The 13,485-nt window shown below is 66.0% G+C and carries 10 protein-coding genes; 4 read left to right on the top strand and 6 right to left on the bottom strand.

Features of this window, described 5'->3' with window-relative positions:
* The first annotated feature begins 39 nt into the window (after positions 1 to 39).
* Complete coding sequence (locus ACIHA7_RS26700) at positions 40 to 753, top strand: RDD family protein (protein WP_397293659.1); 714 nt, start codon at positions 40 to 42, stop codon at positions 751 to 753.
* Between the two features lie 74 nt (positions 754 to 827).
* Here ACIHA7_RS26700 and ACIHA7_RS26695 read toward each other — a convergent pair whose 3' ends face one another.
* Positions 828 to 1,361 (bottom strand): DUF4190 domain-containing protein, encoded by a 534-nt coding sequence (locus ACIHA7_RS26695; protein ID WP_397293658.1) that lies wholly within the window; start codon positions 1,359 to 1,361, stop codon positions 828 to 830.
* 32 nt (positions 1,362 to 1,393) lie between these two features.
* On the opposite strand from ACIHA7_RS26695, the gene ACIHA7_RS26690 reads away from it, so the two are divergent.
* On the top strand, positions 1,394 to 2,170 hold the full coding sequence (locus tag ACIHA7_RS26690) for a queuosine precursor transporter (RefSeq protein WP_397293870.1): 777 nt from the start codon (positions 1,394 to 1,396) through the stop codon (positions 2,168 to 2,170).
* Positions 2,171 to 2,221: 51 nt separating this feature from the next.
* Here ACIHA7_RS26690 and tgt read toward each other — a convergent pair whose 3' ends face one another.
* From tgt to ACIHA7_RS26665, 5 genes are all read right to left on the bottom strand, one after another.
* A complete protein-coding gene (gene tgt / locus ACIHA7_RS26685) occupies positions 2,222 to 3,466 on the bottom strand; it encodes a tRNA guanosine(34) transglycosylase Tgt (RefSeq protein WP_397293657.1) in 1,245 nt (414 codons plus the stop codon).
* Between the two features lie 55 nt (positions 3,467 to 3,521).
* Entirely contained in the window at positions 3,522 to 5,441 is a 1,920-nt protein-coding gene (locus ACIHA7_RS26680; RefSeq protein WP_397293656.1) for an ABC transporter ATP-binding protein, read from the bottom strand.
* A complete protein-coding gene (locus ACIHA7_RS26675; RefSeq protein ID WP_397293655.1) occupies positions 5,438 to 7,171 on the bottom strand; it encodes an ABC transporter ATP-binding protein in 1,734 nt (577 codons plus the stop codon). The genes ACIHA7_RS26680 and ACIHA7_RS26675 overlap by 4 nt, the downstream gene beginning before the upstream one ends.
* 153 nt (positions 7,172 to 7,324) lie before the next feature.
* Positions 7,325 to 7,834: an RrF2 family transcriptional regulator gene (locus ACIHA7_RS26670; RefSeq protein ID WP_397293654.1), complete on the bottom strand. Its 510-nt coding sequence runs from the start codon at positions 7,832 to 7,834 to the stop codon at positions 7,325 to 7,327.
* A 43-nt stretch (positions 7,835 to 7,877) separates the two neighbouring features.
* Positions 7,878 to 8,471, bottom strand: coding sequence for a TetR/AcrR family transcriptional regulator (locus ACIHA7_RS26665; protein ID WP_397293653.1), 594 nt, complete (start codon positions 8,469 to 8,471; stop codon positions 7,878 to 7,880).
* Between the two features lie 198 nt (positions 8,472 to 8,669).
* Here ACIHA7_RS26665 and ACIHA7_RS26660 point away from each other — a divergent pair, with 198 nt between their 5' ends.
* Together ACIHA7_RS26660 and ACIHA7_RS26655 are read left to right on the top strand one after the other, a co-directional pair.
* On the top strand, positions 8,670 to 10,964 hold the full coding sequence (locus ACIHA7_RS26660; RefSeq protein WP_397293652.1) for an MMPL family transporter: 2,295 nt from the start codon (positions 8,670 to 8,672) through the stop codon (positions 10,962 to 10,964).
* Between the two features lie 205 nt (positions 10,965 to 11,169).
* Positions 11,170 to 13,470 (top strand): MMPL family transporter, encoded by a 2,301-nt coding sequence (locus ACIHA7_RS26655; protein WP_397293651.1) that lies wholly within the window; start codon positions 11,170 to 11,172, stop codon positions 13,468 to 13,470.
* Positions 13,471 to 13,485 lie beyond the last annotated feature (15 nt).

The raw sequence follows: 13,485 nt of genomic DNA, 5'->3' as shown, positions 1-13,485 counted from the left end.
TTCGTCCAACTACTGATCACTCGACGAGGACAAACAACTATGACAAGCGGTGGGTACGACCCCAACCAATATCCGCAGGGCGGGCAGCCGTATGGGCAGCCGTACCCGCAAGGCGGCCAGCAACATCCGCAGGGCGGCCAGCAGTATCCGCAGGGCGGCCAGCAGTTCCCCCAGGGCGGCCAGCAGTACGGCCAGCAGCCACAGTACGGTCAGCAGCCGCCGCAGTACGGGCAGCAGCCGCAGTACGGCCAGGCACCGCAGTACGGGCAGCCCCAGCCGGACGCCTACGGTCAGTACCCGCAGCAGCCGGGCGGCTTCAACAACTACGGTGGGCAGCCGGGCGACCTCGGCACCCGCATCGGTGCGCGCGTCATCGACGCGCTCATCCTGATGATTCCTTATTTCATCCTCTACATGCTGGTCAAGAACAGCATGGGCCTGACCATCGGTCTCGGCCTGGTCTGGACCCTGGTGCAGCTCGGCTACTTCGTCGGCATGGAGACCTCGCAGGGGACCACCCTCGGCAAGAAGGTGCTCGGCCTGAAGGTGCTCGCCCCCGGTGGCGCGGCCAAGATCGACCCGGTCACTTCGCTGAAGCGCAACCTGTTCGTCGCGGCGAACATCATTCCGTGCGTCGGCGGCCTGGTCTCGCTGGGTCTGGCGATCTACATCATGGTCACCATCTCGCAGGACCCGAACAAGCAGGGTTGGCACGACAAGTTCGCCGGCGGCACCCAGGTCGTCAAGTCCTGACGCCGAACGGCTGATATACGCGCAGGGGCGCACCCGTTTCCGGGTGCGCCCCTGACGTTTTCGGCGGGCCGTTGCTACACGCCGCTGAATCCGGCTACGAACGCGACGACGAACCACAGGATGCCGAGCACGATGGAGCCGACGCCGATCCAGATGCCGGCGAGCGCCATGCCGCGGCCTTCCTGACCGGACTGCTTGACCTGGTTCAAGGCGATGGCGCCGAGGATGATGCCGATGATCGAGCCGAGGCCACAGGTGACGAACCCGGCCAGCGAGGAGATCAGCGCGCCGATCGCCATGCCGTTGGTGCCCTGCTGCGGCGGCATGCCGTAGGGCTGGTAGGCGGGCTGGTATCCGTAGTTGGGCTGCTGACCGTACGGCTGCTGCGGCTGGCCATACGGTTGCTGCTGATATCCCGGGTACTGCTGCTGCGGCGGGGGCGTCATGGGCTGGGCTGGCTGTTGCGGGTATTGCGGTGTCGACGGGTACCCCGATGGCTGGTCAGCGTTCGGGTGTTGCGGAACAGAGCTTTGCGCACCGGATTCCGGCGATACGCCTTGGCCGCCGTACTGCTTCCACCATTCGTCGGAATCGCCGGGATTCGTCATTGCTACAGGGTATTCCACAACCTGGTTGGATGATGCGGGTGAGTGAGCCGAATAAACCCCAAGCCCCCGAACCTGGGCACCCCGCGCCGCCACATGCGGCATTCGCCCAGGTAGCGCGGGGGTACTACACACCGATCGTGGCGTTGTTCACGGCGACGCTGATCATCTCCAACATCTGCGCGACCAAGGGCGTGCAGTTCTTCACCGAACAGTCGGTCAAGATCGGGCCGGTGGAGCTGCTGCCGATCAGCACCGACGGCGCCTTCTTCCTCTTTCCCCTCGCTTACATCCTCGGCGATGTGCTGAGCGAGATCTACGGCTTCCGGTCCGCGCGCCGGGCCATCTACTACGGCTTCGCCGTCCTGCTGCTGACGGTGGTGTGCTTCAAGATCGCCATCGAGTTGCCCGCCGCGGCGTTCTACGAGAATCAGGACGCGTTCCGCTCGGTCATCGGCAGCACGCCGCAGCTGGTGGCCGCCGGCCTGGCCGGCTACTTCGTCGGCGAGATGCTGAACTCCGCGACGCTGGTGCTGATCAAGGAGCGGACCAAGGAGAAGCACCTGTGGGCGCGGCTGATCGGCTCCACCGTGGTCGGTGAGTTCGGTGACACGCTGATCTTCTGTTCGATCGCGGCCACCGCCATCGGTATCGACTCGTGGAGCCAGTTCGTGAACTACGTGATCGTCGGCTTCCTGTGGAAGACGCTCGCGGAGATCCTCGTGCTGCCGATCACCTATCGGGTGATCGCCTGGCTGAAGAAGAACGAGCCGACCTACGCACCCCGCAAAGAACCCGCACTACAGAGCTGAAAGACGGTGGCGGCCATCGGACTGCACGCGGTGGAGTCCGGGGCCGCCGGTCTACGGCGTCGGGATGCGGCCCTTCCAGCGACCGAGCGTCTCGGCCTTGTGCTCGTCGAAGTAGCCGCCCTCGATGCTCTCGCGGATACGGTCGACCAGCCGAATCGTGTAGCGCTCGTTGTGAATGGTGCACAGGGTGGCGGCAAGGATCTCCTTGGCCTTGAACAGATGGTGCAGGTAGGCCCGGGTGTAGTTGGCGCAGGTGTAGCAGTCGCAGGTCTCGTCGATGGGCGTGAAGTCACGCCGGAAGCGACTGGTGTTGATGTTGAATCGGCCCTCGGCGACATAGATGGCGGCGTTGCGCGCGACCCGCGACGGGTTCACGCAGTCGAAGGTGTCCGCGCCGTTCTCCACGGCGGTGAAGATGTCCTCGGGCTCGCTGATGCCGAGCATGTGCCTCGGCTTGTCCTCGGGCAGTTCGTCGCAGCACCAGCCGACGATGGTGCCGAGGTTGTGCTTCTCCAGCGCGCCGCCGATGCCGTAGCCGTCGAAACCCGTTCCCGCGCTGCCACGCAGCGACTCCAGGCCGCGACAGGCCTTGCGCCGCAGGTCTTCGTACTGCGCGCCCTGGATCACGCCGAACAGCGCCTGGTACGGGCGATGGGTACGGGCTGCGGTCAGTCGCTCGTGTTCATCGAGGCAGCGCTGCGCCCACTCGTGCGTGCGCTGCAACGACTTCTCTTGATAGCCGCGGGTATTGAGCAGAGTGGTGAGCTCGTCGAAGGCGAACATGATGTCGGCGCCGAGCTGATGCTGGATGCCCATCGACACCTCGGGGGTGAACCGATGCTTCGAGCCGTCGAGGTGCGAGCGGAAGGTGACGCCGTCGTCGTCGACGGTGGCCAACCGCTCCTTGCCCTTCGCGATCACGTCGTCGCTGCGGACGTCCACCGCTTCCATCGCGAGCACCTTCTTGAAACCGACGCCCAGCGACATCACCTGGAAGCCGCCGCTGTCGGTGAAGGTGGGCCCCGGCCAGTTCATGAACTTGCCGAGCCCGCCCGCCTCGTCCACGATGTCGGACCCCGGCTGTAGATAGAGGTGGTAGGCGTTGGCGAGCAGCGCCTGCGCGCCGATCTCCTTCATCGTCTCCGGTAGCACCGCCTTCACCGTCGCCTTGGTGCCGACGGGGATGAACGCGGGGGTGGCGATATCGCCGTGCGGCGTGCTGATCACGCCCGATCGGCCGTGCCGCGCTTCCAGGCGCTTACGAACAGCGAACGAAAAAGATCCAGGTCCAACCACTCGGCCATCCTCCCAGGTCCGCGACTCGGCGCTCACCGAGGCAACCGATAGCCCGCTACACCTCTGCGGCCGCCGCCGCGAACTGCGCGTTGTAGAGGCGGTAGTAGGCGCCGCGTTCGGCCAGCAGGCGTTCGTGGGTGCCGTGTTCGACGATGCGGCCCGCCTCCATCACGACGATCAGGTCGGCGTCGCGGATGGTGGACAGCCGATGCGCGATGACGAAGCTGGTGCGGTCGCGGCGCAGCGCCGCGGTCGCGTGCTGCACCAGCAGCTCGGTGCGGGTGTCCACCGAGCTGGTCGCCTCGTCCAGGATCAGAATGGACGGCTTCGCCAGGAAAGCCCTGGCAATGGTGATCAGCTGCTTCTCCCCGGCGCTGACACCGGAGCCCTCCTCGTCGATGACGGTGTCGTAGCCGTCGGGCAGCGCGTGCACGAAGCGATCCACGTACGCGGCCCGCGCGGCGGCGAGGATCTCCGCTTCGCCGGCGTTCGGGTTGCCGTAGGCGATGTTCTCCCGGATGGTCCCCTTGAACAACCAGGTGTCCTGCAGCACCATGCCGATGCGCGACCGCAGGTGGTCGCGGCTGATCCGGGTGATGTCGACACCGTCGATAGTGATCGCGCCGGAGTCCAGCTCGTAGAACCGCATCAGCAGATTCACCAGCGTGGTCTTGCCCGCCCCGGTCGGGCCGACGATGGCGACCACGTGGCCGGGCTCGGCGAGCAGCGACAGCCGTTCGATCACCGGCTGCTCCGGTTCGTAGCGGAACGAGATGCCTTCGAACTCGACTTGCCCGCGGTCCACCGGGCGGGTGTCGGCCTCGACCGGGTCGGGGCTCTGCTCCTCGGCGTCGAGGATCTCGAAGATCCGCTCGGCCGAGGCGACGCCGGACTGCAGCAGGTTGGCCATCGCGCCGATCTGGGTGAGCGGCTGGCTGAACTGCCGCGAGTACTGGATGAAGGCCTGCACATCGCCGAGCGAGAGCTGGCCGGTCGCGACCCGCAGGCCGCCGACCAGCGCCACCAGCACGAAGTTCACATTCCCGAGGAACATGATCGCGGGCATGATCAGCCCGGAGATGAACTGCGCCTTGAAACTCGACTGGTAGAGCTCCTCGTTGCGCTTGTCGAACTCCGCCCCGACCTCACGATTGCGGCCGAACGCGGTGACGATCTCGTGCCCGGTGTAGGCCTCCTCGACCTGGGCGTTCACCAGGCCGGTGTTCTTCCACTGGGCCACGAAGTGCGGCTTGGAGCGCTTGGCGATCAGCGCGGTGACGTACACCGCGGCGGGCACGGTGAGCAAGGCGATCAGCGCAAGCAGCGGCGAGATCCAGAACATCATGACCAGGATGCCGAGCACGGTGAACACCGAGACGATCAACTGGCTCATCGTCTGCTGCAGGCTCTGCGCGACGTTGTCGACGTCGTTGGTGACCCGGCTCAGCACGTCACCGCGCGGTTGAGAGTCGAAGTAGCGCAACGGGAGTCGGTGAATCTTGTCCTCGATGTCGCTGCGCAGCCGCTTGACCGTCCGGTTGATCACCAGGTTGAGCAGGTAGGCCTGCAACCAGCCGAACACCGACGCACCGAGGTAGAGCGCCAGCACCAGCAGCAGCACCCGGCCGACCGCGTCGAAGTCGACGCCGACCCCGGGCACCACGTGCATGGCGCTGAGCATGTCGGCAAAGGTGTTGTCGCCCTTGGCCCGCAGGTACTCGACCGCCTGCTCCTTGGTGGTCCCCGCGGGCACATCCAACTGCTTGCCGACCACACCGTCGAAGACGATGTTGGTCGCCTTACCGAGCAGGTACGGACCGAGCGTGTTCAGCACCACCGAGACGATGGCGAGCACGACGACGAGCCAGACGAACAGGCGTTCCGGCGCGAGCCTGCGCAGCAGCCGCTTGAGCGACGGTACGAACGACTTCGGCTTGGCGTCCGGCGCACCGGGGGCCGGCATTCCTGGCCTCATCGCACCTCCTCCGCGCTCAGCTGGGACGACACGATCTCTTGGTATTCCTTACAGTCGCGCATCAGTTGCTCGTGGGTACCCACCCCGGCCATCTCGCCGTCCTCGAGCACCACGATCTGGTCCGCGTCACGAATCGTGGTAATCCGTTGCGCCACAATGATGACCGCGCAGTCCCGGGTCGCCGGCCGCAGCGCGTCCCGCAATCGGGCATCGGTCGCCACGTCGAGCGCGGAGAAGGAGTCGTCGAACAGATAGACCCGCGGCTGCTTGACCAGTGCCCGCGCGATGGCGAGCCGCTGGCGCTGACCACCCGAGACGGTCGTGCCGCCCTGCGCGACCGGAGTTTCCAAGCCCTGCGGCATGTCTCGCACGAAGTCGGCGGCCTGCGCGATCTCCAGGCAGCGCCACAGGTCCGCGTCGGTGGCGTCCGGATTGCCGTAGCGCAGGTTGCTGGCCACCGTTCCGGAGAACAAATAGGCCTTCTGCGGGACCAGGCCGATCTGTGCCCGCAGCAGTTCGAGGTCGATGTGCCGGACATCGGTGCCGCCGAGGTAGACCGCGCCGTCGGTGACATCCATCAGCCGCGGAATGAGGTTGAGCAGCGTGGTCTTGCCCGAACCGGTGGCACCGACGACGGCGGTGGTGGTGCCCGGCTTCACCTGGAACCGAATGGCTTTCAGCACCGGCTTCTCGGCGCCGGGGAACGCGAACTCGGCGAACTGGAAGTCGACGTCGGCGGGGTCACCCTGGAACGGTTGCGGCAGCGGCGGCGCGGCGACCGACGACTCGGTCTCCAGCACCTCGCCGATCCGGTCGGCCGAGACCGCGGCGCGCGGCGCCATCATGGCCAGGAACGAGGCCATCATCACCGCCATCAGGATCTGCATGATGTAGGACAGCAACGCGGTGAGCGAGCCGATCTGCATGGTGCCCGCGTCGACGGCGTGCCCGCCGAACCAGATCACCGCGACGGCGGTGACATTGCTGATCAGCATGACCAGCGGGAACATCAGCGCCATCAGCCTGCCGACGCGCAGCGCGGTGTCGGTCAGCTCGGAGTTGGCGACGCCGAAGCGCCAGGTCTCCTGACGCTCCCGGACGAACGCCCGCACCACGCGGATACCGGTGATCTGCTCGCGCAGCACCCGGTTCACCTCGTCGATCCTGGTCTGCATGTCCCGGAACCCGGGCACCATCTTGCTGATGAGGAAGGCCATCGACAGCCCGAGCGCGGGCACCGCGATCAACAGCAGCCAGGACAGGCCGAGGTCTTCGCGCAACGCCATGACGATGCCGCCGACGCACATGATCGGCGCCATCACCAGGATGGTCGCCGACATCGCGATGAGCAGCTGCACCTGCTGAATGTCGTTGGTGTTGCGGGTGATCAGCGAGGGCGCGCCGAACATGCCGACCTCCCGCGCGGAGAAGGTGCCGACCCGGTGCAGCAGTGCGCCGCGCATATCGCGGCCCGCGCCCATGGCCGCCTGCGCGCCGAGGTACACCGAGCAGCCCGAGGCGATGATCTGCACGCCGGTGACCGCGAGCATCCACAGGCCGGTGGTCCAGATGTAGCCGATATCGCCCTTGGTGACGCCGTAGTCGATGAGATCGGCGTTGAGACTCGGCAGATACAACATGGCAATCACCGAGATCAACTGCAGCACAACGACCCCGGCCAGCTGGGCGCGGTAGGGGTACAGATAGGTGCGCAGTAGTCGAATCAGCATGATGGATCGCAGGCTACCGGCAACCGGTGGTGGTCGTCGTAAACATTTCTGACCAGCATCAATACCCTCCAGTCGAGGCGCTTGCCGCGGCGCCTGCCGTCCGATCACCCGGCCCTGGCGGCTGATTCAGCCGATGCTTCGTCATCCGGCGGCCTAATTCAGCGGATGCTCTCTGCGCGCCCACGCGCCAGGGTCGTTGGTGAGTGCGTCGATGAACTCCGGCAGCCGATCGTCGGCGACCTCCTCGATCGACACGTTCTCCAGTACCGCACGGATGTTCACCCGCAAGGCGATCCAGACCCGCTGCAGCGACTCGGCCGCACCCGAATAGGTCACGTCCTCGGGCCGTTCGCCGCGCACCGAGGCGAGCGGGCCCTCGATCGCCCTGATCACATCCGCGACGGAGATCTCCGACGCCGGGCGGGCCAGCCAGTAGCCGCCGTCGGGGCCGCGCCTGCTGATCACCAGATCGGCGCGGCGCAGATCGCCGAGGACGGTCTCGAGCACCTTCGGCGGAATGCGCTGCGCGGTCGCGATGGCGTCGGCCTTGACGACCGGCGCCGCCTGCACGACGGGGCCGCTCGGCACCTGGTTCAACCGCGGCGCGCGGGCGATTTCGAGCAGCGTCCGCACCGCGTAGTCGACCTTCGCGGTGATGTGCACAGCGTCTCCTGGCGTTTGCGGTGGTCCGACGAGTAGCTGCAATCTACGCGCTACGCAGCGGAGTCAGCACGCAGGTCGCCGCATCGAGCAGCGTGGCTTCCACCAGCGCGTCGTCGGCGCCCGGCGCGAACTCCTTGGACATCAGCGCGACGCCGAGCATCGCCAGCGCGGCGCTGGCGCGCAGTTTGGCCTCATCGGTGGGCTCCGGACCGGCCAGCCATTCGCGCAGGGCCTGATCGTCGTCGACGAGGTCGGGGTGTCGGTCGGCCACCGCATTGACGATGGTCACGGTGTCACGCAGCACCAGCGCTCCCGCGTCCCGGTGGTGCACCATGCCGCGCAGATAGGAGCGCAGCACGTAGCGGATGCCGTCCGCGTCGTGCGGCGTCCGGTCCAGATCGACGACCACCGAGCGGAGGTGATCGATGATCGGATCGATGATCGCATGCAGCAGATCGAGCTTCGAGGCGTAGTGATAGTAGAGCGACGCCTTTGTGATTCCCACCGCATCCGCGACCTCGCGCAGGCTGGTCTGTTCGAATCCTTTGTCACCGAACAGCTTCACCGCGGCGTCGCGTATCGCGGATTTAGTGCCCCGACCAGCGGCAACGGTGGCGGGGACGGAACGAGCGGCCATCAAGTGATCCTCTCACCATTCGTGTGCCGAGCTAACGATGCCCGCGAAATTGAGGTTGTGCCTCCGCTTAGACCTCGATAGTCTACCTACCGCACGGTAGGCAGAAAGCGCCAGTGGAGGCGGGGGCATGCAGGGCATCCCGCGAGTGCTGTCTACGGCTTAATCAGCACGCACCCAGCTATCGCTAGGAGATCCTTCGTGTCCGTTTATCTGTACAGATGGGGAAAGTTCGCTTTCCGAAAAAAATGGATAGTGCTTCCCGCCTGGCTCGTCCTGTTCCTGCTCCTCGGCGGCCTCGGCGCCCAGCTGAGCAAGCCGATGACCAACGACTTCAGCATGCCGGACCTGCCGTCCGCACGCGCCAACGACATTCTCGACCAGCACTTTCCCGGCGCCTCCGAGGCGTTCAAGTTCGATGCGGTCACCGGTACCTATGTGATCGGCGCGCCGGCAGGCCAGAAGCTCACCGACCAGGTGAACCGGACGGCACTGGACGCCTTCATCGCCAAGCTCGGCGCGCTCGACATCGTCGATCACAGCAAGCCGATCGTGAACCCGGTCGAAGCGGCCGACAAGATGGGCTGTCTGGCCAATCCTGATCCGGCTCAGTGCAGTGGCGCGCCGTTGAACGTCCTGAGCAAGACCGTGCCCGACTCGGTCGCGGTGCTGAACGTGCCGTTCGCCATCAAGAAGTTCACCGACGTCACCGACGAGCAGCGCGACGCGGCCTACGCGGTCGCCGCCGACGCGCGCAACGCCGGGCTGACCGTCGAGATGAGCGGCTCGATCGCGATGAAGCAGGAGGCGCCGAGCGGCAAGTCCGAGCTGATCGGCATGGGCGTCGCGCTGGTCGTGATGATCGTGGCGTTCGGCGCGATCGTCGCCGCCTTCGTGCCGATCGTCACCGCGATCGTCGGCCTCGGTGCGGCCACCTCGCTGATCATGCTGGGTACCTCGGTGATCGAGGTGCCGAGCTTCACCACCTTCCTCGCCTCGATGATCGGCATCGCGTTGTCCATCGACTACGCACTGTTCATCGTCTCGCGCTACAAACACGAACTGGCAGTGCAGGATTCACCAGAAGAAGCGGCAGGCACCGCGCTCGGCACGGCCGGATCCGCAGTGGTGTTCGCCGGTCTGACCGTGATCATCGCGCTCGGCGGGCTCAGCATCGTCGGCGTGCAGTTCATGACCTTCATGGGGCTGGGTGGCGCGATCGCCGCCGGATTCGCGGTGCTCACCGCGATCACACTGATGCCCGCGCTGCTGGGCGCGTTCGGCCGGTTCCTGTTCAAGCAGAAGCTGCCGCTGGTCGCCAAGCACGACCCGGAGGACGACAACTCGGTCACCAACGGGATGCGCTTCGGCAAGCTGATCGGCAAGGCGCCGTGGGTGGCGCTGATCCTGAGCGTCGTGGTGCTCGGCGCGCTGGCCGCGCCCGCGGCCGGACTGAACCTCGGCCTGCCCGGCGACGACAGCCAGCCGAAGACCTCCACCATCCGCAAGGCCTACGAGCTGCGCACCGAGGGGTTCGGTGAGGGCAGCAACGGCGTGCTGAACGTGGTCGCCGACCTGTCGAAGGTGCCTGCGGAGAACCGGGACAACGCGGTCAAGGCCTTGCGCGACAAGCTGTCCGCCTACCCGGGCATGGACTACGTGACCGAGCCGCAGTGGAGCAAGGACAAGCAGGGCGTGCTGCTCGACGGCGTGCCGAAGTCGGGTCCGAACAACCAGGCCACCAAGGACCTGGTCAGCGACGCCCGCGACGCGGAAGGTCAGCTGAAGGCCGAGTTCGGCATGGAATACGGCATCACCGGCACCACCGCCATCTATGCCGATGTGGACAACGTGCTGCTCGGCAAGATCGTGCCGTACCTGGCGATCGTCGCAGGCGCCGCGTTCGTCCTGCTGATCCTGGTGTTCCGCTCGATCCTGGTGCCGCTGACCGCGGCCTTGGGCTTCCTGCTCTCCATGGCGGCGACGTTCGGCGCGACCGTGCTGATCTTCCAGGAGGGCAAGTTCGGGCTGATCGAGGACCCGCATCCGCTGGTCAGCTTCCTGCCGATCATGTTGATCGGCTTGGTGTTCGGCCTCGCGATGGACTATCAGGTGTTCCTGGTGACCCGGATGCGCGAGGAGTTCGTCAACGGCAAGTCGCCCAAGGAAGCGGTCGTCGCCGGTTACCACCACGGCGCCCGCGTGGTGACCTCCGCGGCGATCATCATGATCTCGGTGTTCGGCTCGTTCCTGATGGAGACCGACGTGACGGCGAAGTCGTTCGGCTTCGCGCTGGCGGCCGGTGTGCTGTTCGACGCGTTCATCGTCCGGATGGTGCTGATCCCGTCGCTGCTGATCCTGATGGGCAAGTGGTCATGGTGGATGCCGCAGTGGCTGGACCGGATCCTGCCCGACATCGACGTCGAGGGCGCGAAGCTGCGTGAGCTGCAGCAGCGCTCGGCGGACACGGCGAAGGAGCCGGTCAGCGTCGACTGATCGCCGGTAGTACCGCTCGGCCCCGCCCCCGTTTCCGGGTGCGGGGCCGAGTCGTCTCCGGGGTCGGTTCTTGATCTTGTGCGCTGTCCACAGCAGACTCAGTAGCAGTTCGGCCTCCAGCTCGGTAGTTCCCCGGCGGGTGCAGTCGGCCCGCGCGCGTTTGTCGCTCGATCCGGCACGACTCGATCACCGCGAGGAGAACCCTGTGTCCGTCTACCTGTACCGATGGGGAAAATTCGCCTTCCGCCACAAGTGGATCGTGCTGCCCATCTGGATCGTCGGCTTCCTGGTTCTCGGTGCGCTGGGAACCCAGTTGAAGGAGCCGATGAGCGACGACTTCAGCATGCCCAACCTGCCGTCGGAACGCGCGACGCAGATCCTGGACAAACACTTCCCCGGCATGTCCGAGGCGTTCAAGTTCGACGCCGTCACCGGGACCTACGTGCTCGGCGCGCCCGCGGGGCAGCGGCTCACCGACCCGGTCAATCGGCAGGCGATCGACGCGCTGATCGAGAAGCTGAACCAGCTCGACATCGTCGACCACAGCAAGCCGATCCCCAACCCGATCACCGCGACCGAGGAGATGGGCTGCCTCGTCCCCGACCCGGACGCCTCGAAATGCAGCGGCGCGCCATTGAACGTGCTCAACAAGACCGAGCGCGACACCGTCGCGTTCTTCAGCGTGCCGTTCGGCATCAAGAACTTCACCGACGTCACCGCCGACAACCGCAAGGCCGCCTACGACGCGGCCGACCAGGCGCGCGGCGCGGGGTTGTCGGTCGAGCTGAGCGGCACCATCGCGATGGAGCAGCAGGCGCCGAGCGGTAAATCCGAGCTGATCGGCATGGCCGTCGCGTTGATCGTGATGATCGTGGCGTTCGGCGCGATCGTCGCCGCGTTCGTGCCGATCATCACCGCGATCGTCGGACTGAGCGCGGCCACCTCGCTGATCTTCCTCGGCACCTCGTTCCTTTCCATCCCCAGCTTCACCACGTTCCTCGCCTCGATGATCGGCATCGCGTTGTCCATCGACTACGCACTGTTCATCGTCTCGCGCTACAAACATGAACTGGCAGTGCAGGATTCACCGGAAGAAGCGGCAGGCACCGCGCTCGGCACGGCCGGATCCGCGGTGGTGTTCGCCGGCCTGACCGTGATCATCGCGCTGGTCGGGCTCAGCATCGTCGGGGTTCGATTCCTCACCTTCATGGGTTTGGGTGGCGCGGTCGCCGCGGCGTTCGCGGTGCTCACCGCGATCACCCTCATGCCCGCGCTGCTCGGCGCGTTCGGCCGGTTCCTGTTCAAGCCGAAACTGCCGGTCATCGCGCAGCACGATCCGGAGGACGACAGCTCGGTCACCAACGGCATGCGGGTCGCCCAGGCGATCGGCAAGGCGCCTGCTGTCGCGCTGATTCTCAGCGTTGTCGTGCTCGGTTTGCTCGCCCTGCCCGCCGCCAATATGAACCTCGGGCTGCCCGGCGAGGACAGCATGCCCAAGACCTCCACCGTCCGAAAGGCCTATGAGCTGCGCACGGCCGGGTTCGGTGAGGGCAGCAACGGTGTCCTGCAGATAGCTGTGGATCTCAGTGCCGTACCGGCCGAGAAACGCACGGCGGCACTCAACTCCCTGCGCGACGAACTGGCGTCCTACCCGGACATGGACTATGTGACCGAGCCGCGGCTGAGCCAGGACGGCCTCGGCGCCGTCATCAACGGTGTGCCGAAATCAGGTCCGAACGATCAATCCACCAAGGACCTGGTCCGCGACGCCCGCGACGCCGAGGGGCGGCTCGAATCGGAGTACGGGATGGAGTACGGCATCACCGGCACCACCGCCATCTACGCCGACATCGACCATGTGCTGCTCAGCAAGATCGTGCCGTACATGGCCATCGTCGCAGGCGCCGCGTTCATCCTGCTGATCCTGGTGTTCCGCTCCATCCTGGTGCCGCTCACCGGTGCGCTCGGCTTCCTGCTCTCCATGGCGGCGACCTTCGGCGCGACGGTGCTGATCTTCCAGGAGGGCAAGCTCGGGCTGATCCAGGATCCGCGGGCCATCGTCAGCTTCCTGCCGATCATGTTGATCGGCTTGGTGTTCGGACTCGCGATGGACTACCAGGTGTTCCTGGTGACCCGGATGCGCGAGGAGTATGTGCACGGTAAACCGCCGAAGGAGGCGATGATCAGCGGTTATCACCACGGCGCCCGGGTGGTCACCTCCGCGGCGATCATCATGATCTCGGTGTTCGGCTCGTTCCTGCTGGAGTCCGACGTCACCGCGAAGATGATGGGTTTCGCGTTGGCGGCCGGCGTGCTGTTCGACGCCTTCCTGGTGCGCATGCTGTTGATCCCGTCACTGCTCGCGCTGATGGGCAAGTGGGCCTGGTGGATGCCGCGCTGGCTGGACAAGATCGTGCCCGATATCGATGTGGAGGGTGCCAAGCTGTTCGCGTTGCGCGGCCAGCCGACGCCGGGTGCGGCGCGGCAATCCGCTGACGTCGGTTGATGCCACGAACTCGCC

The sequence above is a fragment of the Nocardia sp. NPDC052316 genome (assembly GCF_044547795.1).
GTDB lineage: Bacteria > Actinomycetota > Actinomycetes > Mycobacteriales > Mycobacteriaceae > Nocardia.
Note: the sequence above shows the minus strand (reverse complement) of the source record. Positions and strands in the feature narration are given on the sequence as shown.

Coding starts and splice junctions, on each gene's coding strand:
- ACIHA7_RS26700 (WP_397293659.1), top strand. CDS start 40: ATGACAAGCGGTGGGTACGACCCCAACCAATATCCGCAGGGCGGGCAG.
- ACIHA7_RS26695 (WP_397293658.1), bottom strand. CDS start 1,361: ATGACGAATCCCGGCGATTCCGACGAATGGTGGAAGCAGTACGGCGGC.
- ACIHA7_RS26690 (WP_397293870.1), top strand. CDS start 1,394: ATGCGGGTGAGTGAGCCGAATAAACCCCAAGCCCCCGAACCTGGGCAC.
- ACIHA7_RS26680 (WP_397293656.1), bottom strand. CDS start 5,441: ATGAGGCCAGGAATGCCGGCCCCCGGTGCGCCGGACGCCAAGCCGAAG.
- ACIHA7_RS26675 (WP_397293655.1), bottom strand. CDS start 7,171: ATGCTGATTCGACTACTGCGCACCTATCTGTACCCCTACCGCGCCCAG.
- ACIHA7_RS26665 (WP_397293653.1), bottom strand. CDS start 8,471: ATGGCCGCTCGTTCCGTCCCCGCCACCGTTGCCGCTGGTCGGGGCACT.